The sequence below is a fragment of the Lactiplantibacillus sp. 7.2.4 genome (genome assembly GCF_018991185.1).
Lineage (GTDB): Bacteria > Bacillota > Bacilli > Lactobacillales > Lactobacillaceae > Lactiplantibacillus > Lactiplantibacillus pentosus.
Genome location: NZ_JAGYGS010000051.1, coordinates 1 through 22,872, shown reverse-complemented (window position 1 = coordinate 22,872; position 22,872 = coordinate 1). Strand labels below are relative to the sequence as shown.

Sequence of the window (22,872 nt, the reverse complement as noted above, 5' to 3'; positions counted from 1 at the left end):
ATTGCAGTATGAATGGTAAGACGTATAAGAACTATCTGGCAACCATCCGCAACTGGGCTAAAAGGGACAAACAAGGGCAAAGCCAATTAAATCAACCACGGAAAGAATTTGGACGTTCAGGAAGTGGTCGGTCTAACGGTTTTACCCTTGAGGGTAGAGAAGTTAAGGATAGTGACCAGCCATGGTAAAGACCGTAGGCGATGTAGTCACTAACCTAATGTCTAAGGTGTTTGAAACCTATGGGGTTAACTGTCCCGTTTGTGGGAAACCGTTACTACGACCACAGATTTTAAACAAGCGCACGGGCCAAAAAATGGCCGGCGCGTGCCCTAGTTGCGGCTATATGGAAGACATTAACCACCGTGAAATACCAGATAACAAAGCCCTGACAGCATCCGCACATAAAAACGAAGCGCTAGGCTATATTAATACCTACAGTATTTTTAGCAATTTTGATGTCTTTAACCGTCGCTTTAGTAATTATACAGTATCGAGTGATGCTAGCAAACAAGTCTTAGAGCGTAGTCGTACGATAGCTAATCGCATTATTAACGGTGAAACAATCCACACGTTGATGATTGGTGCAACAGGGCGTGGGAAGACGCACCTTGCTGTAGGCATGATGTACTGGATATTAGAGCGGTCTGGTTACAAGTTATTAAAGACTGTGATGAAGAATGGCAAGCCAGTTGAAACGTTCTTTAGTTGGAAAATTATCTTTATTGACTGGCGTGAACTTATCGAACGCAAGAAACAGTCTTTTAATGACGATCAGATGGCAAAACAAATCAATAAAACCATGGCTGAGATAAAGAACGCTGATGTCGTTATTTTAGATGATTTTGGTAGTGAACGTGGCACCGAGTATTCGTTAGATTTGGCGGATGCATTCTGGCGTGACCGAGAAAACAAGACGGTGATTGTGACCACTAACTTAATTGGTAGCGACTTAACTGCAAGATATGGTGACAGAACATTAAGCAGAATGAAAAACCACGGTGTTAATAATGGAATCACGTTTGCAAATATTCCAGACCACCGCGGATTAGTTGAATAGAAAGGAGCGAGAAGTGTATGAGTTGTGAATTATGTCATGGTAGTAAAGTCGTTCAACAACCACTTGGGAGTTATGGTTTCACATTTGACCCATGTCCTAACTGTGTGAATAATAAACATAAACAATATGAACAAGAGTTTGAAAGGAAGATTGTTTATGACAAGCAAAAATTGGTCGAAAGAGCTGGAAGTAATTCATAAGCTAGAAGTGAGATATGGCAGCATGGCTAACGTGCCTGAGAGCAAATTAGCTAACTTGCATAAGATGCCTGGAATTAAGACCGTATCAGGCGATTACATGGAGATTACGCGTACCCAGTATAATGCCATTAAATTAGTCATGGAAGGCAAGCAGGGTAAAACTAGGACGTCTCAGGAGCTAAAACACAGTAACGCTTGGCTTGATAATCGTATTCGTGCGATTGACGAAAACAAATACTACATTACGGAGGACGAGAATGCCTAAACACACTAAGAAGCGTTCAACGATTAAGTGGAAGCACCGGCGCATGAAGCAACATGCCGAAGCGAACACAGCTAAAACGCTGGATAGTAAGCAATTAGCTAAGGAATATGAGCCATACAACATTAATAAGCGGGCGTTTGAAGCGTTCGGGGAGGATTGAAAATGAGTGAATCAGATGAAGTAATAGAATGGCTTTTAAGTCAATTGGCACAGGCTTGCTAGCGATTGGAGGTAGTAACGATGACCGATGAAATGAAAGAATTACGTAAGCGGCTTAACAATGTCATTATTGATAGCTGGAATGAGGGACGTTTCGAGGATGTCAAAGGAATTAAGATTGCTTTATATGAGTTGGAACATTTAGACGAACCTTATATGGGCACTGATTATTCGCAAGGAGGTGGTGACGATGATTAAGTTTAGGGGTATTCCAACGATTAGTACTGAAAACATGAAAGTCATTAATGCTAATTACGATGGGACATTTGTGTATGGAAATTTGATTAGTGACGATGATCGAGCTTTCATTATTGTATCTGGTACTTAAACGGCCAGGTTCAAACCTGATTGGACAAGCTGCTATGATGAACTTTTTGACACATTACTATTCAGTGAAGCTTAAGAAAAGTAGATTTGTTAGATGGATTATTAAATAAAATTCTTATTTTATAGGAGGATGAACAATGACAAAAGAAATTGAACCACGAGTTGATGATGAAGGTACTTTAATTAAGAAACATGATGTGTTGGTTAACGTGAATAACGGTGAAGTTGTGCTGGTGATTGACACTACTAATCAAGCGGGCGTCAGTGGACTCGCTGTTGAAAACAGGTATGCAGGCATTGGTGACTGGCTAGATGTATACCCAGATCGAGCATTTTATATCGTAGGCAATGCTGATACTTCGATTGGTTAAATAAAAAAACGCAGCCATTGCTGACTACGTTTACTTACTTGGAATAGGCAAATTCTACTACAATTACCAAAGCATTGCAACGTTACTGGATAATTAAAAACCCTACACTGATTAGGGAAAATGTAGGGCTGGGGGAAGCGTATAGAACGCTTACAAAGTAAGTTTACATCAAAAATAACAATTTTACAAAAAAGTATTGCTATTGCTGACAGTGCTATGATTAATGACTACAAGGAGGAATTAGTTTGCGACTTTCAACTATCCGCAAAGTGGAAGATATCTTGCGAGACTACCCGAAGATTGACAAATATATCGAAGACCGTGAACAAGAATTGCGATACCCGGTGAAACCGGCTGATGACAACGTGGGTGGAGGCAAGGCACAATATAAATATGGTAGCCAGACGTTAGACATATTGATTACAATTGACGATGATCGGTGCATTAATACCTTAAGGCGACAACAAAACGTGATTACTGACTGCTTGGATGATGCTGGCAAGGATACGGAAGTCATTATTAATGAGTTGTATTTTCGTAAACGACCGCAGTATACAATCGATGGTCTTATTGCAAACCACCTAATTAACGTTAGTCGTCGTAATGCGTTTAGATTAAAGAATAGTTTCATTAAGGAATGTGCAAAAGGTTTTGGTCTTTATGATATTGACTAAGTTGGCACTATTTTGGCACTTTCGACCCCTAAAAACGTGATAAATTAGTAGTATGCCAAATGTGATTGACGTGCATGAAGTAATCCTCCAAATTACAGACTGGTAGTCGCTGTGGGCTAATTGGTAAGCCACAATGGGATGTAGGTTCGAGGCCTACCAGCGATATAGTTATACAGCATGGTCACTCATGAAGGCTAAAACTGTATAACGTGTGCTTGTAACTGGTGATGATCTACCAGAAGAAAGGCGGTTTGAATCCGTGTGTGGTTCGATTCCACACCAATCACATTGACCCAAGCAAGTCACTAAACTGCTGAAAGCTTGAGATGTGGCTGGAGTCGTGTTTGGAATTAACTTCATAACATGAACTCCCATCGTCTTGTTTACATTGGCTGTGCTTGTGCCGTTAATTAGTCTGGCAGCCATGTAGTGTGCAAATCCCTACCAAGCACATTAAGCAAGTAAGCATGCAAGCGATAGTGCGTGAAATCATTTGAATCAACGATAACTCAGCTTACTTGCTTGCCATTCAGCGTGGAAAACTGGACGGCGCTTACATAAGACGCGCAATCAAACGGCCACCAGATTGCCTGCAGGAACAGGCGCGCTGTGGTAACGAACATAATTAGATGCATTGGAGGCGATAGCCTTCATGCCTTCTCAGTAATTGCTAGCCGGATTCAAGCCCCGGGTAGCGCATATTCCCGCAGCTCAGTGGCAGAGCGCCCAACTTATAATTGGGAGGTCGCTGGTTCGATGCCAGCCAGGAATATTGCCAGCGGACATTAGGGAGAGTGAGAGCGCTCCTCTCACCGCTGGCATAGTTTATTAGTTTAGCGGCCTAGATACTCACGAATTTCTTTGATTGCTCAAACTAAAATCCTTCAAACTGCTCTCGCTTATTGGCGGGAGTTTTTTTGTGAAGTACTTTAGTGCGTATTACAACTCAAATAATGTGAGATATAGTATTATATGAAATCGTATTGTTGATTAATGGGATCGCCATCTTATGAGACAGCAATACATAAGTCTGACTTACGTCAGGCTTTTTTAGTATATACGATTAGGAGGAATCACAATGAATATTAAAGACGGTCAAGCTATCGCAAGTGATTTCCGGAAAACGTTTCAAGACATGGAACGTGGGCTTAATAAGTATATTAAGCAACATCCCCAAATTGCAAAGCATGCTAAAAAGCAACAAAGCTTCAACTATAAAGATGGCTATGGCGAAGAACTAAGTGTAGTCATTAATCCATCAAACGGATTCTTGCTAGCTACCGATGATGTTAGCGGTGACAGCGTAGCAATGGCGATTAGTTTTAGTGAGTTGAGACGACTGGCTAAGATAATTGATGACGAGGTACCCCATGGTAAAGTTGATTAAAACCAAATACGGCTACGTCACGCCACAAGAAGCGGAGATGGATGCCCACTTAGATAAATGGTGTAAAGACAAGCGTCGTGCAAAAAAGCATGGCGCTTTTAGTTTGGAGAAAAATAAGGAGGTGCAGCATGGAATTACCTGCAAATGTTCCAAAGAGTGATGAGCTAATTGAGTGCCTACATCATGGTCAAGGACATCAGGTTTGAACTATGCAGACTCATGGCAATTCGTACTCTTAACCGTGCGTGCTAATCAATTACAAGAACACAATAACAGCAAAGGAGCTGACAAGTAATGAAACTCAAAGCAATTACAGCAGATAATGTAGATGACGTACTTGGCGAAGTGAAGGAGAGCTATGCACAAATCAGTGGCAGCCCGCTCAAGCTAGATTCACTATCATTCCACAAGAGAGCCTATGACGTTATGACTGCTGAAGACTGGGAGAAAGTAAACAAGGAAGTAGCAGATGTGGCGTTAGACTTCACTACCAAGTATTTACTATTTAGTTCAACCAAACCAATGCTGAGCCGGTTCAAAGTGTTACAGATTGCTGAAGCGTTCTATAACGCTAATTACCCTGTAAACTATGATTACACGAATGACGGTACAGATAACAACATTAATGTGTATGTAGACTTATGCCGGTGATGTTATGAGAATGAAAGTCTGTCGCATGTCAGGTTGTAATGAGCTGGTGAGTTATGAGCAAGAGAATCCTTTCTGTGCTAAGCACGCTAGTTGTTACAAGCCTAGACCTTATCAGCACTACAACAAGTGGGAACGCAAGCAACTCAGCAAGGATTACAACCACAACTATCGTGACAAGGAAGCCAATGCTTTCTATCACAGTGTGGCATGGCGCAAGCTTAGCAGAGTTGCTAAAGAGAGAGCGTACATGACATGTGAATGCTGTGGCCATACTGCTCTTGGTAAAGGAAAGCTAGTTGTAGACCATATCACACCAAGACGGATAGACAAGCGCAAGCAATTAGACAGCAACAATCTCTGGGTGCTCTGCTATAGTTGCCACTATTGGAAAGGACAGCTTGAGCAAGACATTTATGAAGACGGAGATGAAAATTTTATTTCAAATTTAGATGTTGCGACTCAGTGGAACAAAGAGAGCTGCAGAGAGTGGATTTTAGCACACAAGCACTGAAAACCCCCCCGCCTATGAAGCTCAGGGAGAGCTCACACAAGCACTCTCAAAAACAAACAAAACTGCGAAAATTAAAAGGTTGATCAAGGTGGTGATACTAGTGAATGAAAAACATGCAGGAAGAAAGCGCAAAGTCACTCATGACGGTGATTATCATAAAGAGATTCATGAAGAAGATAAGAAAATTTCAAAAATTCAAAGCGGGCTTGCTGATATTCAATTGACACCCCCACGCCACTTAAACGGGTACGGGAGGGCACTGTGGAAAGTCTTAGTACCTGAATTGAGAAAATTGAACAAAGTGAAGCAGTTAGACCGTACCAGTTTAGAGTTATTTTGCTCTGAATATGGGTACTATCGGAGTGCTGAAGAGAAGCTTGAAGAATATGGTGAGTATATCTCTAATGATGACGGCATACCCGTAAAACGTTCACCAGCACTTGTGACGGTTGAAACGGCTGCAAGGACTCTGAAGAGTCTAGGCGCTGACTTAGGACTCTCATTTGACGCACGGAGTGGACAGGTACTTGCAGAAACTCATGATGATGAAGACGACAGTGCCAAAAGCACCCCGTTGAAGGTGGTGAAGTTCAGTGTCTGATTATGTTGGAGTAGAAGACATCAAGCAAGCCATTATTGAAGAAGAGCCTACTTATAAGGCACTGCTGTCAGATTATCCTGACGCTGCCACACAGTACGCCTATGACGTACTCTTCACTGATAAATACATAACTGGTCAAGATACTCAGCTTGGCTGTATTCGTCACCTGAACGATCTACTGCGTCAGGGTGATGAAGATTTTCCGTATATCTACAATTTAGACATGGTGAACGCAATAGAATACTTTGCCCGTACCATTCCTGACCCTACAGACATTCATACGCTAATCAATCCTATGCCGTGGCAGTCTTTTATCTTGGATAACTTGATTGGCTGGCGTGATCCTGTGCATAAAGGTAGCAGATTCCATACTGGAATTGTTTCAATCGCACGGCAACAAGGGAAGACTTGGCTTGCTTCAATCTTGGTTAATTTCAGCTATTTTGTGATTGGTCTACAGGCCAGCTCGCAAGATTTTCTTGTGGCAAGCTATGACAATGAACACGCTAAAAAGCTTTTTGACTACGTTTCTTTGCAAGCTCAAGTGATTATCAAGTCGCCTGATTTTAAAGAAGACGCTGCAAAGCAAGGCGTTGAAGCTCAAACACGTCAGGTAATTGGCCATAAGAACAAGAACACTATTCGTATTGGTTCAGCACAGGCAGGGGGATTTGATAGTTACCACAACCTAATTGCTGTGTTTGATGAAATTGGAAACTTGCAGCCTAAGATGAACGAAAGTGTTAACCAGATTATTTCGGGACAGTCAAAAATCAGTAACCGTCTTTTTCTTGAAATTTCAACCGCTTATCCTAATGTCAAAGTTAAATTCAAGAATGATCAGGACGTTATGCGCAAAATAATGCGACAAGACAGCCTGCGCGACGCTGAAGATACTTTCATGATGATTTATAGCCAAGACAATGATAGTGAAGTCTTCAGTCCTGAACTCTGGGAGAAGTCAAACCCGTTGCTGGGACACCCTGAACTTAAAGACCAGTTGTTAGACGGCCTTATCAAGCTTAGAGATAAGCAAGAGCGTGAAGGTGAGCTTGCTTCATTCGTGAACAAGTCGCTTAACGTGTGGAGCCGCCGCTTTCAAAATAGCTTCATCTCTCTTGAGAATATCAAGAACAATATTATTGACGGCTTTGACGTTGACAATCGTGAAGTATACGTTGGTTTTGACGCAAGCCAGACCAATGATAATACGTCTTTTGGATTGATTTACCCTTATCAGGTAGGAAAGAGCAACCGGTTCTACGCTCAGCAGTACAGCTTCATTCCGTTTGCGGCCGCTAAGTCCATTGGTGCTAAAGAGAAACAGGACGGGTTAAATTATCGGCAACTTGCTGAACGTCATCTCTGCGAAGTCACTAGAAACCCTGCTGGGACAATTAACCAGCAACAGGTTTACCAATGGCTGGTAGATTACGTTTATCAGCACCAGTTAAAGATAAAAGCGGTAGTTGCCGACCCTAACTTAGCTGCTTGGTTCGTTAAAATGATTGAAAATTATCAACCAGAATGGCCACTGCTGACTTTAGCACCTACTTCTTATAAGTTGTCTGTGCCTACTAAAGAATTTCAGACACAGTTCATAAACGGCAATATTAAAATGATTGATGACCCGCTCATGACAGACGGCTTGAACAACGCTGTACTTGTTGAAGACAGGGGTGGTGCAATCAAGATTGACCGTCAAAACTGGGTCAGTGAGCACATTGATACGACAGACGCACTGATCAACGCATACTCACAAGCAATGGATTATTTTAAAGGCTACAGGCCAGATGAAGGCTACAACCCTTTGAATAATTTGAATCACAGTGAGCGTGCGGACTTCTTCAAAGCAATGTTTGGGGGGTGATGATACTGAAAGTGATGAAAGCTATTGGCTTCTTTTTAGCTAACTGGTTATCTGTAATTCTGTTCATTGCAGGATTAACATTTCTTGACTTAGCAGCCTTTAATGTCAATTTCACTCTTGGCCTTCTGGTGGCCGGTCTTGCCCTGATCACAATGGCTTTGGCCTATGCACATGAAAGGGGGTGAGATAAATGGGATTGATGACACCAAGCAATTACAGACGGCCAAAAATTCGCAATGACATGAGCTATCCTAGCACTAGTGAGCAGCCCACCTTTGTGACTAATATCGCTGGTAATCCAATTAGCTATACACCCGCACGCAGTGCTTTTAATAACACTGACGTTTATGCGGTTGTAGTCCGAATTGCCAGCGACATTGCCAGTGCAAGGCTGAGCACGGAAAATACAGCGGTTTTAGACCTTCTTGAGCGCCCTAATCCTTTGATTGGACGCTTTTCTTTTTGGCAAGGTGTAATTATTCAATTGCTGTTAGCAGGTAATGCTTATGTGCCATTGAATGGCAACCAGTGGGAACACGTGCCGCCGTCTGATGTTCAAATTAATTACAATTCAGGCAATCAAGGTATCACGTACACTGTTATGGCCAATAATGACCGGCCAGAAATGATTTTGCCGCAGTCACAAATGCTTCACTTTAGATTGAGCCCTGACGCACGCTATCGGTATCTGGTAGGGCGTTCACCGCTAGAAAGTCTGAAGGGTGCGCTTGATATTGCCGAAAAGACGTATCGCTCAAATGGTAAAGCATTAGATAGTCAAATTGCCCCTTCAGGGACATTGAAACTATCCAATTTTATCGGCAATGCTGCTGATTTGAAGTCAGCACGAGAAGAGTTTGAGAATGCGAACGCTGGCAATAACGCAGGTAGAGTCATGGTCTTGACTGACAGCATGGAATATAGCCCGTATGAAATGAAAACAGACGTTTTCTCTGTGCTCACGGAGAACTCAAACTTTAGTGCTGATCAAATTTCTAAAGCGTTTGGCGTTCCTAGTGATGTGCTGGGTGGTGGTACTTCTACTGAAAGCAATCACAGTAACATTTCTCAGGTTAATTCTGTGTACCTTTCAAATTTAAACTCGTACATTTACCCGCTAGTTGAAGAATTAAAGCTCAAGCTTGCGGTGCCTGATTTGACAATTGACACCAAGACTATCCAAGACGCAAATGACACCGTGCTTGTGAACCAAGTCAATGCACTGGTTACAAGCGGGGCGATTGATCAAGGGCAAGCTGAGTTCTACTTGAAGTCAAAAGGCTATTTACCGCTGAATTTGCCAGAGTTTAAAGCACCGGCAACGGGGACTACTTCAACATTGAAAGGAGGTGAGAAAGAATGAACGTTTTAAACGTCAATGGAGTAATCACAAATGATGATGACGCTGACATCTATCGTGACTATATTGGTATGACGGTGGTTTCACCTAAAGACATCATTGATAATTTGCCAAGTGACGGCAGTGATGTAGTCGTTGACATTAACAGCTTTGGTGGTGAAGTTGACCCTGCTGCTCAAATTTATACGGCGTTAAAAGACTACAAGGGCAAGGTAACTACAAAGATTAGTAGCTCTGCATATAGTGCGGCCACGATTATTGCAATGGCTGGTGACACAGTTCGTATCAGTCCTGCCGCTCAGATGATGATTCACAATGCTTCTTCAAGCGCAGACGGTGACTATCATGATATGGATAAAAGTTCAGGCATGTTAGAAGCTACTAACCGCACAATTGCTGGGGTTTATGCAGCCAAAACTGGCCGTACTACTGATGAGTTTTTGCAATTAATGGATAAAGAAAGCTGGTTGACACCACAAGACGCTCTTGATCTTGGCTTAGTTGATGAAATTATTGACTACTCAAAAGAAGCGGTGTTCAACGCCGTGCCACAGATACCAATTAAGCTGATGAACAAAGTGAAGACCATGTACCACAAGCAACAAAAGAAGCAGGAAGACAGTGCAAAGCTGTCTTTAACACAACAAAAGCTAGAGATTTTAAAGGAGGATTTATAAATGGATTTACAAGCAAAATACCGGCAAATTAGTGATAAGTGCAGCGATTTAAACGCACAATTACAAGCCGCATTAGTTGATGACAGCTTCAATGAAAAAGATTTTAAGGTGATCAAGAACGAATTACATAATGCGAAAGTACAACGCAATGCTTTGCGTGAACAGTTAGCTGAAGACGACAAGGACAACGACGCTGAACCACAACCAGTGTTAGACAAGAAAGGCAAAGACTTAACGCCTAAGAAGAGCAATCTGGAAAAGCAAAAGACTGCTATTAATGACTTTGTACATAGCCGTGGCCGTAAAATTTCAGATGACGCTGCAACTGCTGTGACGTCAACGGTTGTTGAACCGTTAGTGCCAGAAACAATCATCTATGACCCTACGGCTGAAATTAACACGGTTGTTGACTTATCAACTTTAGTTACTAAGTTGCCTGTAACTACTAAGAAGGGGACTTATCCAATTTTGAAGCGGGCAGATGATTCCTTAGCTTCAACTGAAGAATTGAAGGCTAACCCTGAACTAGCTGCACCAGAATTTGATGAAGTTGATTGGTCAGTTTCTACTTACCGTGGTGCATTACCAATTTCTGAAGAGTCAATTGATGACGCTGAAGTAGACGTGACTTCTTTAATTGGCCACTCTATCGGTGAAAAGAAGGTCAATACGGTTAACAAGGCCATTGCACCGGTATTACAATCATTCACGGCGGTTTCAGCAGAATCAAGTGACTTAGTTGACGCTATCAAGCACATCTTGAATGTTGATCTTGATACTGGCTATGCGCGCACGATTGTTGCCAGCCAAAGCATGTACCAAGTTCTTGATACCTTGAAGGACAAGAACGGCCAATATTTACTTCACCAAAGTATTACAGAACCTTCAGGCGGCGTTTTGTTAGGCGTTCCCGTGAAGGTTGTCAATGACAGCCTGCTAGGTACTGACGGTGAAGCAAAAGCCTTTGTTGGTGACCTGAAGCGTGCGGTGCTCTTCCCTGATCGCAAAGAAATTTCATTATCATGGATTGATAACCCTACCTATGGTCAATATTTAGGTGCTGTCATGCGGTTTGGTGCACAGCAAGCTGATTCTAAGGCCGGTTACTTCTTAACCGTCTCAGATGTAGAATCAACGACCACTACGACTACTGCGGCTTCAACTAATACGACTACCACCACTACGGCAGCCTAGTTTATAACTGCAAGGAGGGCTGCTAATGTCTGAAACAACAGAGACTACGACTGTAGCAGAAACAACCACTACAACGACTGTAGCGACTACCAGCGGTGTGACCGTTGCTGATATGCAAGAATATCTGTCTGTTGATGAACAGGATAATTTGCTGGCCACGCTAATCTCAATGGCTGAAGTAGATGTCATCAGTAAAATAGATGACTCTATTGATGTCAGCGTGTATCGTGCTAACGCCTTGTTCAATCAGGCTGTTAGAACGTTGGTAGACTTCACTTATAACAACCGTGGTGGCCTATCAGACAGTGAATTAGCTTACCCGCCTGCTTATTTGTACTTTATCAATAGTATTAAATATCGTATTAAGTCGGAGGTGGACGATGCAACTGAAAGCTAACCGACTGAATAAGCGGGCAGAGTTTGGTGAAATGGTGGCGGGTGATGAAGTTAACCCTAATACTGGTGATTCTATTGACGTGTTTCAAGCTTCATTTTCACGATATGCAGGGCGCTACAGTCGTTCATTTTCTCAACAGGTTGAAGTGGCCGGTACTACACTTGAAGATACGTCAGTTATAGTCATAAGGCATACCGATAAGATCAATGACCAGATGAAGGTTAAGTTTGACGGCGATTTGTACAGCGTTGTTAGCATTTCATCTGATGACAGTACAGCCGTTAGTTATGACTTGGTTACAGTTAGAAAGTATGTGGTAACTCATGGCTAATGAGCTTGATTCTGAGTCGTTAGATAACCTTATGGCCAGCCTTGAGACTGGACTGAGCACTACAGAGCGTCTGAAAATCAACACTAAAGCAGCGGACGCTTTCAAAACGGTAATGCTTAGTGATGATCGCATACCAAAGAGTGCTCATGTATACGGTGGCGGTACGGTTCACTTGCGTTCTGCATTCATCATGCACATTAACGCATTGAATGGCACCGTAGAAGACGGCTTTTCTAAAGAGAGCAAGAAAGCCTATATTGGCCGTTTCCTAAATGACGGGTGGACGGTTAAAGATAGAAATAAGCAGACTCACTCTCATGTAGAGGGGCTTCATTTCTGGGAGCTCACACGGCTTGAAAGCAAGTCTGCTGTTCAAAAAATTATGATTAACGGTGTCAAAAACGCCATTGATAAGAAGGTGAAAAAATGACCCCCGCTTCAAAAGTGGTGGCGCTGCTCAAAGCAAATACAGCAACTCTGGTGAATATAGATTCTTCAAATATTCACGCTTATAAAATTGCTGATAGCGACTGGGTAGATAACGCCCCTATCATTTTAGTAACTGAAATAGACGTTGATACATATGTATACGGCAATGGTGTTGCGGTTAAAGCCTATGATGAAGTTCAAATTCAGTTCTATTATCCTGCTGATTATGGTCAGGACATGAACACAATTGAAGAGAGCCTAAAAGTAGTGATGTCCAATAACGGGTATCACTTTTTTAGTATCGGTGGCCACGCAATAACGCCAGACACGAAAAATATTATACAAACGATTAAATTTAGAAAATCGAACTAGGAGGAATATACAAAATGGGTGCAAAAGGTGGATATATTGGCTTACAAAAAGCCAAGTTAGCATTATTGGACGACAACAACAAAGTAATCACTTCAGGTGGTTTAAACGATAGCGGGGACGGTATTTACACTGTCACTGTTTCTGAAGACTTAGGTGCAAACGCCGCTTCATTAACCGGTTTAGCCGGTTCAACCACTTCAGTTTATGGTAACAACACACGGGTTAAGATGTCTGTCGGTAAGGCACAACCAAGCATTGCTCTTACCGTCAACGCTTTCAACTATGAAACGTTGAATAAGATTCTTGGCCGTGAAGACCTTGGTGATGGCATGTTCAACTTTGAAGGTGACCCTGTGAACTTGGCAATGGCCGTATATTCAAACACTGATGACGGTGGTGACATCATTTTTGGCTTCTATAAAGGTATCATGACGCCCGGTGATTTATCACTTGCAACTGATCAAGATACTGAAAACCGCGTCACTGACGCATTAACTTATACGCCACTTGGCAATGAAGACGGTGACTATGGTGTGATTGCTTGGTCTGACGCAGACGGTTATGAAGAATCAGATGTGTTAAATACCATTTTCCCGCAAGCAAGCAGTGACACAACGACTACTACGACTGTAGCCGCTTCAACTACGACTACTAGCACTACTACTGTAGCCTAGTTTAAAGAAGGGAAGAAAGCGATATGCACTATATTCTATGTCAACCAGCAATTCAACGTTTTAAGTGGGAACTTGAAGTGTGTTTGACCAACCTGATTGACAGCAATCACGTTAAACCAGCAGATATTATTCTGCTCTTTACGTCACACAACAATAAAATTCCACAGTTCTTTGCTGACAAGTACGGTGTAGAAGTGCATGTCTACAGAGACGAACGTGGGGACAAGCAATACATTCCAAGTGTTAAGCCGTATCTTTGGTGGAAGTTCTTGGAAGAAGACAGTTCACGCCAATATGAGACGTATTTCTACATGGATTCTGATGTGATTTTTCGTGAGAAGCCAAACATTAGCAAATTGCCTGCAAAGCCTAATTGCTGGGTGGCAAGCAACTGCAATGGATATTTGAATCTTGACTACATTCGTAGCCGCAAGAACGGGGAAAAGTTACTACATAAAATGGCTTACCTAATCGGGGTTACAGTCTCATCGCTAGAAACCATTAACGGCAATTCTGGCGGCGCTCAGTGGTTCATTGTTCAACCCACTATTGAATACTGGGAAAAGGTTTATAAGGACTGCACGCCGCTATATAGCTTGCTTCAGCAGGCTGATAGCAACATTCAAGCATGGACTGCTGAGATGTGGGCGCAGTTATGGAATTTGATGTATTTCAATATTGGTGTACTAGTAGATCATGAGCTTGATTTTTGCATGGCCACTGATGATGTAAAGAAGTATAAAGAAACTAAGATTTTACATAATGCCGGCGTGGTTAAAAGTGATTCTGATCACTTATTTTTTAAGGGTCAATATGTACGAAAAACACCGTTCAAAACAGATTTAAGCTTTGTAGATGAACACCGGTGCTCAGCAAAGTATGTGCACGCAATTAATCAGGTCAAATAGAAGGAGAAATTAACCATGAAATTAACTTTAAACAACGTAGGAATTAAGAAGACTGTCAATGTAACTATCACTAACCGTATCGCCCGCAACGCCCTGCAAGTTGCCAAGACAGCTAATGCAAGTGAAGCGGCTGACAGTGAAGATGTAGCCTTATCAGGTCAAATTTCAATGATTGGTGAAGTCATTGACTTCTTGGCTGATGTTTTCAAACTCAATGAAAAACAAATTGATCGTATCTGGGACGCAGGCTTTGTTGAAACGCAAAACGCTTTTGCTGATGTTTCAGCCGCTATCTTTGGTGCACAGCCTATGTCTCCAACGGAGGAAAAGGCAAAAAAATAGCCGCCCGCAAAAGGCTGCGTGAAACAAAAAATGCACTTGAAGACATGGACTATAACTATCAGCAGGCCATGATTCAAATGGGTATTCCTATCAGTGTTTATGAGAGTGAAGACTTCTTCAAAATTAATCGGGTTATGCTGGCCAAACCACGTGAAGAGCGGGCACAAGACCCACTTGCTGCACTACGCAGTGCAGGCTTGTCAATTGGTGGTTCTATCAAAGCGTAGGAAGGGGGAAAATAATGGAAACAATTTCAGGCTATCGGTTCAGATTTGATATTGAACAGAGCAGCTTCAAGACTGCAATTAAGCAAATGCGGGAACAGTTGCGTTTCTTAAAAAGCGACACGAACGCAAGCTTCAAAGAAATGCGGTCAGCAGGTAACACTACTGAAGCATACAGTGAGAAAGCTAAGAAGCTTGCTCAGCAATTAAAAGTGGAGAAAGAAATTCTTCAGCAATCAAGAGAGCAGGTCAAGGAACTCACTAGTTCTTTTAACCGGCAGGAAGACACACTGAAGAAAGAATCTGAAGCACTTAGCAGCGTAGGCACAAAGCTAAAGTCCGAAAAAGAACGGCTTGAGCAGGTCAAGGAAAGTCTGGGGACTAATTCGAGCGCCTACAAGAAGCTAAAGAGTAATGTAGAGAGCCTAGAATCAAGTTATAAATCACAAGTGAACGTTGTTTCAAAGGCCAATTCTAAGTATGAAAATACACGCAAGTATTTAAATCAAGCTACTACTCAGGTAACAAGAACCCGCAAAGAGATTGCGTCACTGACTGCGCAACAGCAAAGGGCTAATGAGAAGGCTGAACTTTACAAGACGGGCATTACTCAAGTAAAAGCCGCTATCAAGAGAACCAGAGAAGAAACATCTAGCTATGTAGACAAGCTCAAATCTGAAGGCAATGTCTATAGTGCTCAAAAAGCCAAGCTTAGCGGTCTGAAAAAAGAGCATACTTTGCTTGATGAACAACTGACCAAAGAAAAAAGCTTGCTTAGCAGTCTTAATGCCCGTTACGGCACAAGTTCTGATAAAGCTCAGGAACAGCGTACCCGCATTAATAAGCTCACCACTGCTTATAACAAGCAGGCAAGTGAAATGCGTAGCTTAAATAGTCGGTACGGTAAAATGTCCACTGGCATGACTAAAGTGCGTGACACGGCTTCTAAGACCGCTTCTAAGATAAGCTCTACTTTTTCACGTTACCGCAATGCAATTCTGACAGTTACGGCAGCAACTGCTGGGCTGGGGGCTGCAACGGTCAGCGGTACTAAGAAAGCTTCTGACTTACAAACCACTTATAAGACTGTTACAAACGTTTTAGTTAAAGGTGGTGAAAGTGCCAAGTCAACTGCTAAGCAGGTTGCAAAAATGCAGTCAGACGCAACAAAATACTCAGTGAAGTACGGTAAATCACAATCATCAATTGCTGAAGCTTATCTTGATCTGGTCAAACGTGGCCATACCGCAAAAGAAGCTGTAGCAGTTATGAAGTCTGAACTTCAAGCGTCTGTTGCAACGGGTGATAAATTCTCTGATGTCGTTTCAGTATCATCTCAAGTTATTGAGTCTTTTGGTATGAAGACCAACAATACAGCCAAGATGACGGCTAACACAAAGAAAGTTGTTAACGAATTAGCTTACACGGCTGATATGACCGCCACAGATTTTCATAGCTTAGGTAAGGGTATGGAGTATGTCGGTTCGATTGCAAAGACAACTGGCGTTAGCTTATCATCAACGTCTGCAATGCTTGGTGTGCTTAGTAATCGGGGCTTGGAAGCGGACAAGGCCGGAACTGGTGTCCGTAAAGTTTTGACTTCACTTTCAAGCAACGCTTCAGCACTCAAAAAGTATGGTATTCAAGTCAAAAACTCAAATGGTAACTTAAAGTCAATGAGCAACATTTTCACTCAGATTAACGACAAAACCAAAAATTGGGGCACGGTTAAGAAGAACGCATTCTTCAAAGCTATTTTTGGCACAACTGGAATGAATGCTGCTTCAATCCTTTCTGAGAATGCTAATCAACTTGGCAACCTAACTAAAAAAATTGGTGCTGCTGGTGAGAAGGGCACTTATGTTGCGTCACTGGCCAAAGCTAACATGAAGACTGCTAAGAATGCCTATGCTCAATTTAAGCAGGCAGGGCAAGCGCTGATCACTTTGCTGGGTAAAAATTTATTGCCAGCACTTTATAAGTCATCAAAAGAGTTAACAAAGACGTTTTACAATACGCAGACAATGGCAGGACTAAAGCAGTTAGGTAAAGCTGTGGGGAGCTTGGCTAATAAGATTGCTGATCTGTTCGGCTATTTAGCTAAGCATTCATCTGCGTTAGCTGGGATTGTTAACAATCTGGGTACAATCACTGGGCTGATTGCTAAAGGTGCATGGTCAGTTTTCGCTGGCACACTGAAGACTATCGGTACAATGTTTGGAGTTGTACATAAGAATGGCAAAAATTCTAGCGGTGTATTGGAAGACATCAACGGTATTCTAGGGAAAATTGCCAAACATCAAACAGCGCTAAAAGCTGTTGGTGGCGTATTGATTACATATTTTGCCAGCAAGAAATTACTAACATTTGCTACTTCACTAAAAAGTAAATGGTCAGGGCTTTTTGACTTGTTCAAGAGCTCAAAATCAAAGGTAGCTGTGACTGCTACTGAAGAAACTGCTGCAATTAACACTGAAACAGGTGCTGTGAAGCGTCTTACAGTGGCGTTAAAGGAAAAAGAAGCGGTAGGCTCTTCAAGTAGCGTCACCAGTGAAGTTGAAGATACGGTCAGTACTACGTCTACTTCTACTGGTAGTAGTAGCTGGTCAAAAGCTGAAAAGGAAACGGCCAAGACTGCTAAAAACGTAGAGAAGGCTGAAACGGCTACTGAAGGTGTGGTCACTAAAACTGGCCGCTGGTCTAAGTTGCTTACTGCTTCACGTAGTGTGGTTAGCAAGGTGGGTTCAGTCGCTCTGAAGGCAGTCAATGTTGTGGCGTTAGCTGCTGAAGGTATTAATCTTGGCAAGAATATTTATACTTCTTTGACCAGTTCTAACACAAAGACTAAAACTAAGGCTGGCGCAAAAAGTATTGGTACGGTGCTTGGCGGTGGAATTGGTGCGGCTCTGGGCTCTGTCGTTCCCGGTCTTGGTACGGTTGCTGGTTTAGCGTTAGGCGCTTCAATCGGTGACGCACTTGGAGGCAGCAAGACTACTAGCAAGCTTATCTCAGCTTCTAAAAAGAGCATAGATAAGCTGAATAAGTACAACAAGACTCACACGATTAAGACCGTGGTTAAGGCTGACGGTACAACTGAGACTGTTGTTAAGCTCACAAAAGCTGCTAAGAAGGCCAAAGAATTACAAAAGACCTTCAGCTCACTGCCTAAGTCGGTTCAAAGCTCTGTAAAGAAGGCTAACGCTTCCTTCAAGACAATTAACAAGAGCCGCTTGAAGCTCAGCGTCAGCTATGACAAGACCAGCTTCAACTCTGCTAAAAAAAGCATTATTGCTAGTGTCAACAGCTTGTACAAGCAAGTTAAGAATAGTAGTGCAAAACAGGCTAAGAGCCAACTTGCTCAGGCTAAAAAGATGTACAAAAATGGCCTAATTAGCAAGAGTGATTTAGCTAAAACAGAAAAGCTAGTCAAGTCGCATTATAGTGAGACTACTAAGAGTGCTAAAAACGCTGCTTCAAGTATTAAAAAGATTACCAAGCAGGAAACTAAGCGGCTGGAAACCGAAACTACGAACCGCAACAAAGCAATCAACAAGGTTGAAAGTAAATACAGCGGAAAACGTAGCTCAATGGCCACTGAAGAAAAGAGTAACATTGCAAAAATAAAACGTGGCCAGACAGTCACTCTTGACGGCATTGAGTACAGCGGTCAAAAGGGCATTAACAAGATTCAAAAGTCTTATAAAGCCAAGCGTGAACAGCTTTCTGTACAAGAAGGCAAGGCTGTTAACAGAACTAGCAAGAAGTATGCAAAAAAGCGGCAGAGCATTGTTTCTGATTATGCTAAAAAATACGCTGATAAAGAATCTGACCTAGCAAAAACCATTTCAAAGACGCTGACTAGCAGCAGCAAGAAGCAAGAAGCCATTATGTCTAAGCTGAAGTCTTCTAATGGTAAAATATCAAAGCAAATGGCAGACAAACTGATCAGTGAATCATATCGAACAGCTAAGAAGAACATTCAACAAGCTGAAGATGATTACAAATCTGAAAAGAAGACCGCTGCCAACAAGCGTGATGACATTATTGCGTTTGCCAAGAAGACTTACACAGGTAATAGCGATTATGCTGTTAAAATGCGCAAAAAGCTGACTGATGAAGCAAATACTCAGTACAAAAATTCTGTATCTGCTGCAAAACAGACTAAGGAAAAAACTGAGTCTCAAATTTCTGCTCAAGAAAAGTCGGTTGTTAAGACGGCCAAGAGTCAATCTAAGGGCGTTACAACGCATATGGTCAAGCAAGGCAATAATACCATTGAAGCTGCTGGTAAAGGTGCAAGTGGCTCATCAAACATCTTCTCAGGCTTTATCAAATGGCTTAGTAAAATCAAGTGGCTTACTGGTGTGAGTGGTTCAACTGCCAAGTATCATACCACCATGACTAAAGTGGGTGGCATGACGTATGCAAAAGGTACTGGTAATGGCACCGTAGGCAAGACTGGAACGGCACTTGTTGGTGAAGAAGGTACAGAATTAGCCTACAGCCCTACACGGGGAACCATGCGCTTGCTTGGTACTCAGGGGGCTGAAGTAACACAGGTCTACTCTGATGAACACATTCTGAACGCTAAAGACAGTGCCAAAGTTTTAAATGGTGGTTATGGTGAAGGCAAAGTATTGCCGGGCTTTGCAAGCGGGACTGACACGTTGTCTAGCTTTGTAAAGTCACTCACTAAAAATGCAATCAAGATATATAAGAGCCTAAGTAAGACAATAAAATCTGCAATCAGTCACCCTATTAAAACAGTTGAAAAAATGTTGAGTGGCATGACTAGCATTAAAGTTCCTAATAAGGGCTGGGTGAAGTCAAGCACTTGGAATAAGGCATACAACAACGTTGGTAAGTCAGTCATCAAAAATGCTGAAAAGAGCTTCAAAAAACTTGCTTCAGCAATTAATGGTGGTAGCAGCGGCAACGCTAATAACCCCACTGGCTCAGGGGTAACACGTTGGAAGCCAGTGATTCGAAAAGTTGCTGCAAATATGAATGTTGATCTAACTTCTAGCGGTATGTCAGCTGTATTGAGTCGAATTAAACAAGAGTCAAATGGTAGCCCTACTGTTGAGAATGATTGGGATTCTAATGCAAAAGCTGGGCACCCGTCAATTGGATTGTTGCAGTACATTGAACCGACATTTAAAGCTTGGTTACCGACTAAGTCAGGTCATAAATACCCGAATAACATCAGACATGGTGCTTCTCAGATTGCCGCAATGTTTAATGATTCAAGCTGGTTATCTGATATTAGCGTATCTGGTGGGTGGGGACCAACTGGCCATAAACGCTATGCTAACGGAGGTTTCAGCAATACTGAGAAACTTGCTCACATTTCTGAAGGCAACCAATTGGAAGCCATTATTCCTATGAGTTCTCAAAAGGGTAGCCGTGGTTATGAGTTGCTTGGTCAAGTTGCCACAATGTTTGCTTCACGTGATAAGAATAAGTTGAGCGCAGCTAGTGGTACATCATCAACTTCAAGTGCTAGTGATTCTACCATTACAGCATTGCTTCAAAAAGTGGTAGATGGCCTTGATAATCTGTACACTGCGCAATATGATACAGCGCTGACTAAGAACGACATTTACAAGATTAACAAGAGTGTATCTAAGAAACAGACTAGGATTAAAAACTTTGCAACAGACTAGGAGGGGTGATCTTTGGAATTAACAAGCAGTGATTTTCAGTCTAATAACATTTTGAGTATTGGTACTTTGACCAATTATGATATGGGTTTCTTGGTAAATAAATTCACCAGAAACTTAACGCCTGACATCACTGAAAATACGCAGACAATTCCCGGCCGTGTGGGACTGGGTTACATGTCTAATTCGTATGGTGGGCTTCAGCTCACGGCTGAGTGCACTGTTATTGCAGACAAATCTGATGACGTATATCAGATTATGCGTGATATTAGTGAAGGTCTTTGGAGTGATAAAGCTGATGAAGAAGAGCAGCCTATTACTTGGTCAGGTGACAACAATGATGGGATTATTGTTTATTTTGGCCATGTTACTGATGTATCTACACCGTCATGGACTGATGAAGCAAGCTATTATATGGCAACTTTCACAATTACTTTCAAATGTAGTGACCCACATGGCTTTGGTGCACAGCACTGGGTTTATCCACGTTACTACACTTCAGGTAAGCTTTTACAGCTAAGTGATGACGCTTTGGATATTAAAACGGTTGCTTCAAGCAATTATCTTGAAGACACTGTGAATGAAGTCGGTGATGACACTGATACTCAGCGTGACTAAGGCAGTGATGACTATGCTGAAGGTGTTGCGGTAGAAAGCGCTAGTGTTGCTGATGACTTCATCACAGACGCTCAGGGCAGTGACGTGCAGCTTCAGTTTGACTACATCATAGACGCACCGTCTACTACAGCAGTTACATCTAGTGACGCTACAGGTGACGCAACTGCTACAACTTCAGTAGGCTCAACCAGTGAAGTTTATGCCACATTTACGGTGACGTACTCAGACGGCACTACACAAGACGTTACGACAACAATTGCAATTGATAGCCCTGACGGTACAAGTACCTATTCAGGGACGGCAACAGGGACAGCAACGCTCTCAAGCACGCTGTCAATTGCCAGCGTTTCTGATTGTTCTTTGTACATTAACCTATTTGCTGAACGTGTCACCCTGAGTGGCCTTCAGTTGATGATTCAGGCTCAACCTGCGGCTACACACTTCAATTGTTCATGGAACAGTGACGCAGACAGCGTGTCTAACACGTTCAATATTCAGTTAGCTGAGTATGATAGTAGCGGGGCACTTGTTGCCACTAATACTGTTGCAACGGTTACGCCTGACGCTGATGACACTGATGAATATGGAAATTATGAAGGCACGGTTGATACAGATTTTTCTTGGCCGTCTTTGAATAGTGCCACCGAAAGCCTGTATTTGTATCTATCTCAAGGGAACACGGACACTATCGCCATTGACAGCTTCAAGTTCTATGTCACGAACTCAGACGCTACGATCACAACCCTATTTGATGACTCAGACACGGCTTACTACACTCAATTTATCTTGACTGACAGTACAACTTTCAGCGTTACGCCAGACGGGAATGCAACCACTGAGCCTGTATTCACCGTAGTACCAACTGAAAGCATTAACCGTGCGGGAATTGTTTATGATGACGCATATAATAGCAAGCAATCATACAGCTACGTTGGTGAAGATGTTGATACTGAAACAGGCACTGAAGCAGCAACAGGTGATACGTTAATTCTTCATGACCCTATGGATACCAGAAACCGGTGGAGCACCTTAACTAGTACATCATTTGAACTGGAGAACAGTTCAGTTGATGGCAAGATGGCCACGCTGTCAACTAGTGGGTTCCGTGTGGCGACACATACGGTAAAGGTATACAACTCAAGCGGTTCATATACTAATAAGAAGGTTGCTAATTTTGGGACAGCTAAGAACCACTCTTATACGGCTTTTTACGGGCCAGTTGTCATGCGAACTCTTTCAACTGCGCCTACTGATTGGCAAGTTGATGTGCGTATGTCAATGCACGTTAAGCAGTCTTATGCTAAAGGCAAAATTGAGTTTTACTTATTAGATGAAGACGGCGCACGCCGTGGCAAGATTATGCTGAAAGATAATACTGATAGCGGCAAGGTAATGGCGCAACTTCAAATTGGTACACACTCTGCTCACACTCATCTTTATGAAGGCTATGGAACGACTTCCAAGGGGAAGACTAGCACAAAAACAATCAAGTATTATGACAGCTCAACGACTAAGAAAACAGTGAAGAGCAAAGTGCGCTATAGTGCTTC

General features: G+C 42.4%; 27 protein-coding genes, 1 tRNA gene and 1 pseudogene. All 29 read left to right on the top strand.

Translation table 11 applies throughout. The annotated features are described in order from the left end of the window. Positions 1–188: pseudogene (locus KGF70_RS13030) on the top strand (replisome organizer); the annotation flags it as partial. 155 nt (positions 189–343) lie between these two features. Further along, positions 344–1,057 (top strand): ATP-binding protein, encoded by a 714-nt coding sequence (locus KGF70_RS13025; RefSeq protein WP_253954810.1) that lies wholly within the window; start codon positions 344–346, stop codon positions 1,055–1,057. Between the two features lie 156 nt (positions 1,058–1,213). Further along, on the top strand, positions 1,214–1,522 hold the full coding sequence (locus KGF70_RS13020) for a hypothetical protein (RefSeq protein WP_050339248.1): 309 nt from the start codon (positions 1,214–1,216) through the stop codon (positions 1,520–1,522). Next, positions 1,515–1,682, top strand: coding sequence for a hypothetical protein (locus tag KGF70_RS13015; RefSeq protein WP_216768489.1), 168 nt, complete (start codon positions 1,515–1,517; stop codon positions 1,680–1,682). The genes KGF70_RS13020 and KGF70_RS13015 overlap by 8 nt, the downstream gene beginning before the upstream one ends. An 80-nt stretch (positions 1,683–1,762) precedes the next feature. Further along, the gene (locus KGF70_RS13010; RefSeq protein WP_216768463.1) at positions 1,763–1,939 is read left to right on the top strand and encodes a hypothetical protein; all 177 of its coding nucleotides are present in this window, start codon (positions 1,763–1,765) and stop codon (positions 1,937–1,939) included. A gap of 266 nt (positions 1,940–2,205) precedes the next feature. Continuing rightward, on the top strand, positions 2,206–2,439 hold the full coding sequence (locus KGF70_RS13005) for a hypothetical protein (RefSeq protein WP_216768462.1): 234 nt from the start codon (positions 2,206–2,208) through the stop codon (positions 2,437–2,439). 245 nt (positions 2,440–2,684) lie between these two features. Then, a complete protein-coding gene (locus KGF70_RS13000; RefSeq protein WP_003638317.1) occupies positions 2,685–3,113 on the top strand; it encodes a transcriptional regulator in 429 nt (142 codons plus the stop codon). Between the two features lie 700 nt (positions 3,114–3,813). Beyond that, positions 3,814–3,885, top strand: a tRNA-Ile gene (locus tag KGF70_RS12995). A gap of 306 nt (positions 3,886–4,191) precedes the next feature. Continuing rightward, positions 4,192–4,500: a hypothetical protein gene (locus tag KGF70_RS12990; protein ID WP_216748320.1), complete on the top strand. Its 309-nt coding sequence runs from the start codon at positions 4,192–4,194 to the stop codon at positions 4,498–4,500. Continuing rightward, on the top strand, positions 4,484–4,660 hold the full coding sequence (locus KGF70_RS12985; RefSeq protein WP_216748321.1) for a hypothetical protein: 177 nt from the start codon (positions 4,484–4,486) through the stop codon (positions 4,658–4,660). Before KGF70_RS12990 ends, KGF70_RS12985 begins: the two co-directional genes overlap by 17 nt. A gap of 134 nt (positions 4,661–4,794) precedes the next feature. Further along, entirely contained in the window at positions 4,795–5,151 is a 357-nt protein-coding gene (locus KGF70_RS12980) for a hypothetical protein (RefSeq protein ID WP_216769212.1), read from the top strand. Positions 5,152–5,197: 46 nt separating this feature from the next. Further along, positions 5,198–5,662, top strand: a complete 465-nt coding sequence (locus KGF70_RS12975) for an HNH endonuclease (protein WP_225351371.1) — start codon at positions 5,198–5,200, stop codon at positions 5,660–5,662. A 100-nt stretch (positions 5,663–5,762) separates the two neighbouring features. Then, positions 5,763–6,263 (top strand): phage terminase small subunit P27 family, encoded by a 501-nt coding sequence (locus KGF70_RS17375; protein WP_050339241.1) that lies wholly within the window; start codon positions 5,763–5,765, stop codon positions 6,261–6,263. Beyond that, positions 6,256–8,133 (top strand): terminase TerL endonuclease subunit, encoded by a 1,878-nt coding sequence (locus KGF70_RS12965; protein ID WP_056952840.1) that lies wholly within the window; start codon positions 6,256–6,258, stop codon positions 8,131–8,133. Before KGF70_RS17375 ends, KGF70_RS12965 begins: the two co-directional genes overlap by 8 nt. A gap of 11 nt (positions 8,134–8,144) precedes the next feature. After that, entirely contained in the window at positions 8,145–8,318 is a 174-nt protein-coding gene (locus tag KGF70_RS12960; protein ID WP_159257459.1) for a hypothetical protein, read from the top strand. 5 nt (positions 8,319–8,323) lie between these two features. Then, positions 8,324–9,496, top strand: a complete 1,173-nt coding sequence (locus KGF70_RS12955) for a phage portal protein (RefSeq protein ID WP_050339239.1) — start codon at positions 8,324–8,326, stop codon at positions 9,494–9,496. Further along, on the top strand, positions 9,493–10,170 hold the full coding sequence (locus tag KGF70_RS12950; RefSeq protein ID WP_050339237.1) for a head maturation protease, ClpP-related: 678 nt from the start codon (positions 9,493–9,495) through the stop codon (positions 10,168–10,170). The genes KGF70_RS12955 and KGF70_RS12950 overlap by 4 nt, the downstream gene beginning before the upstream one ends. Then, entirely contained in the window at positions 10,171–11,364 is a 1,194-nt protein-coding gene (locus tag KGF70_RS12945) for a phage major capsid protein (RefSeq protein ID WP_050339236.1), read from the top strand. A 25-nt stretch (positions 11,365–11,389) separates the two neighbouring features. Continuing rightward, on the top strand, positions 11,390–11,761 hold the full coding sequence (locus KGF70_RS12940) for a head-tail connector protein (RefSeq protein ID WP_159257454.1): 372 nt from the start codon (positions 11,390–11,392) through the stop codon (positions 11,759–11,761). After that, on the top strand, positions 11,745–12,092 hold the full coding sequence (locus KGF70_RS12935) for a phage head closure protein (protein ID WP_050339235.1): 348 nt from the start codon (positions 11,745–11,747) through the stop codon (positions 12,090–12,092). The genes KGF70_RS12940 and KGF70_RS12935 overlap by 17 nt, the downstream gene beginning before the upstream one ends. Further along, positions 12,085–12,522 (top strand): hypothetical protein, encoded by a 438-nt coding sequence (locus KGF70_RS12930; protein WP_050339234.1) that lies wholly within the window; start codon positions 12,085–12,087, stop codon positions 12,520–12,522. The genes KGF70_RS12935 and KGF70_RS12930 overlap by 8 nt, the downstream gene beginning before the upstream one ends. Next, positions 12,519–12,893, top strand: a complete 375-nt coding sequence (locus tag KGF70_RS12925; protein ID WP_216769211.1) for a DUF806 family protein — start codon at positions 12,519–12,521, stop codon at positions 12,891–12,893. Before KGF70_RS12930 ends, KGF70_RS12925 begins: the two co-directional genes overlap by 4 nt. Before the next feature lie 14 nt (positions 12,894–12,907). Further along, positions 12,908–13,567, top strand: a complete 660-nt coding sequence (locus KGF70_RS12920) for a phage tail protein (RefSeq protein ID WP_216769210.1) — start codon at positions 12,908–12,910, stop codon at positions 13,565–13,567. 23 nt (positions 13,568–13,590) lie between these two features. Next, positions 13,591–14,475: a hypothetical protein gene (locus KGF70_RS12915; protein ID WP_159257446.1), complete on the top strand. Its 885-nt coding sequence runs from the start codon at positions 13,591–13,593 to the stop codon at positions 14,473–14,475. A gap of 15 nt (positions 14,476–14,490) precedes the next feature. Beyond that, positions 14,491–14,817 (top strand): phage tail tube assembly chaperone, encoded by a 327-nt coding sequence (locus KGF70_RS12910; protein ID WP_050339229.1) that lies wholly within the window; start codon positions 14,491–14,493, stop codon positions 14,815–14,817. A 44-nt stretch (positions 14,818–14,861) separates the two neighbouring features. Then, positions 14,862–15,044, top strand: a complete 183-nt coding sequence (locus KGF70_RS12905; protein WP_050339227.1) for a hypothetical protein — start codon at positions 14,862–14,864, stop codon at positions 15,042–15,044. A gap of 14 nt (positions 15,045–15,058) precedes the next feature. After that, entirely contained in the window at positions 15,059–20,707 is a 5,649-nt protein-coding gene (locus KGF70_RS12900; protein ID WP_216769209.1) for a phage tail tape measure protein, read from the top strand. Between the two features lie 12 nt (positions 20,708–20,719). Next, on the top strand, positions 20,720–21,322 hold the full coding sequence (locus KGF70_RS12895) for a phage tail domain-containing protein (RefSeq protein WP_216769207.1): 603 nt from the start codon (positions 20,720–20,722) through the stop codon (positions 21,320–21,322). An 84-nt stretch (positions 21,323–21,406) separates the two neighbouring features. After that, positions 21,407–22,872: hypothetical protein (locus tag KGF70_RS12890; protein WP_216786455.1), on the top strand; the 1,466-nt coding region annotated here is incomplete at its 3' end.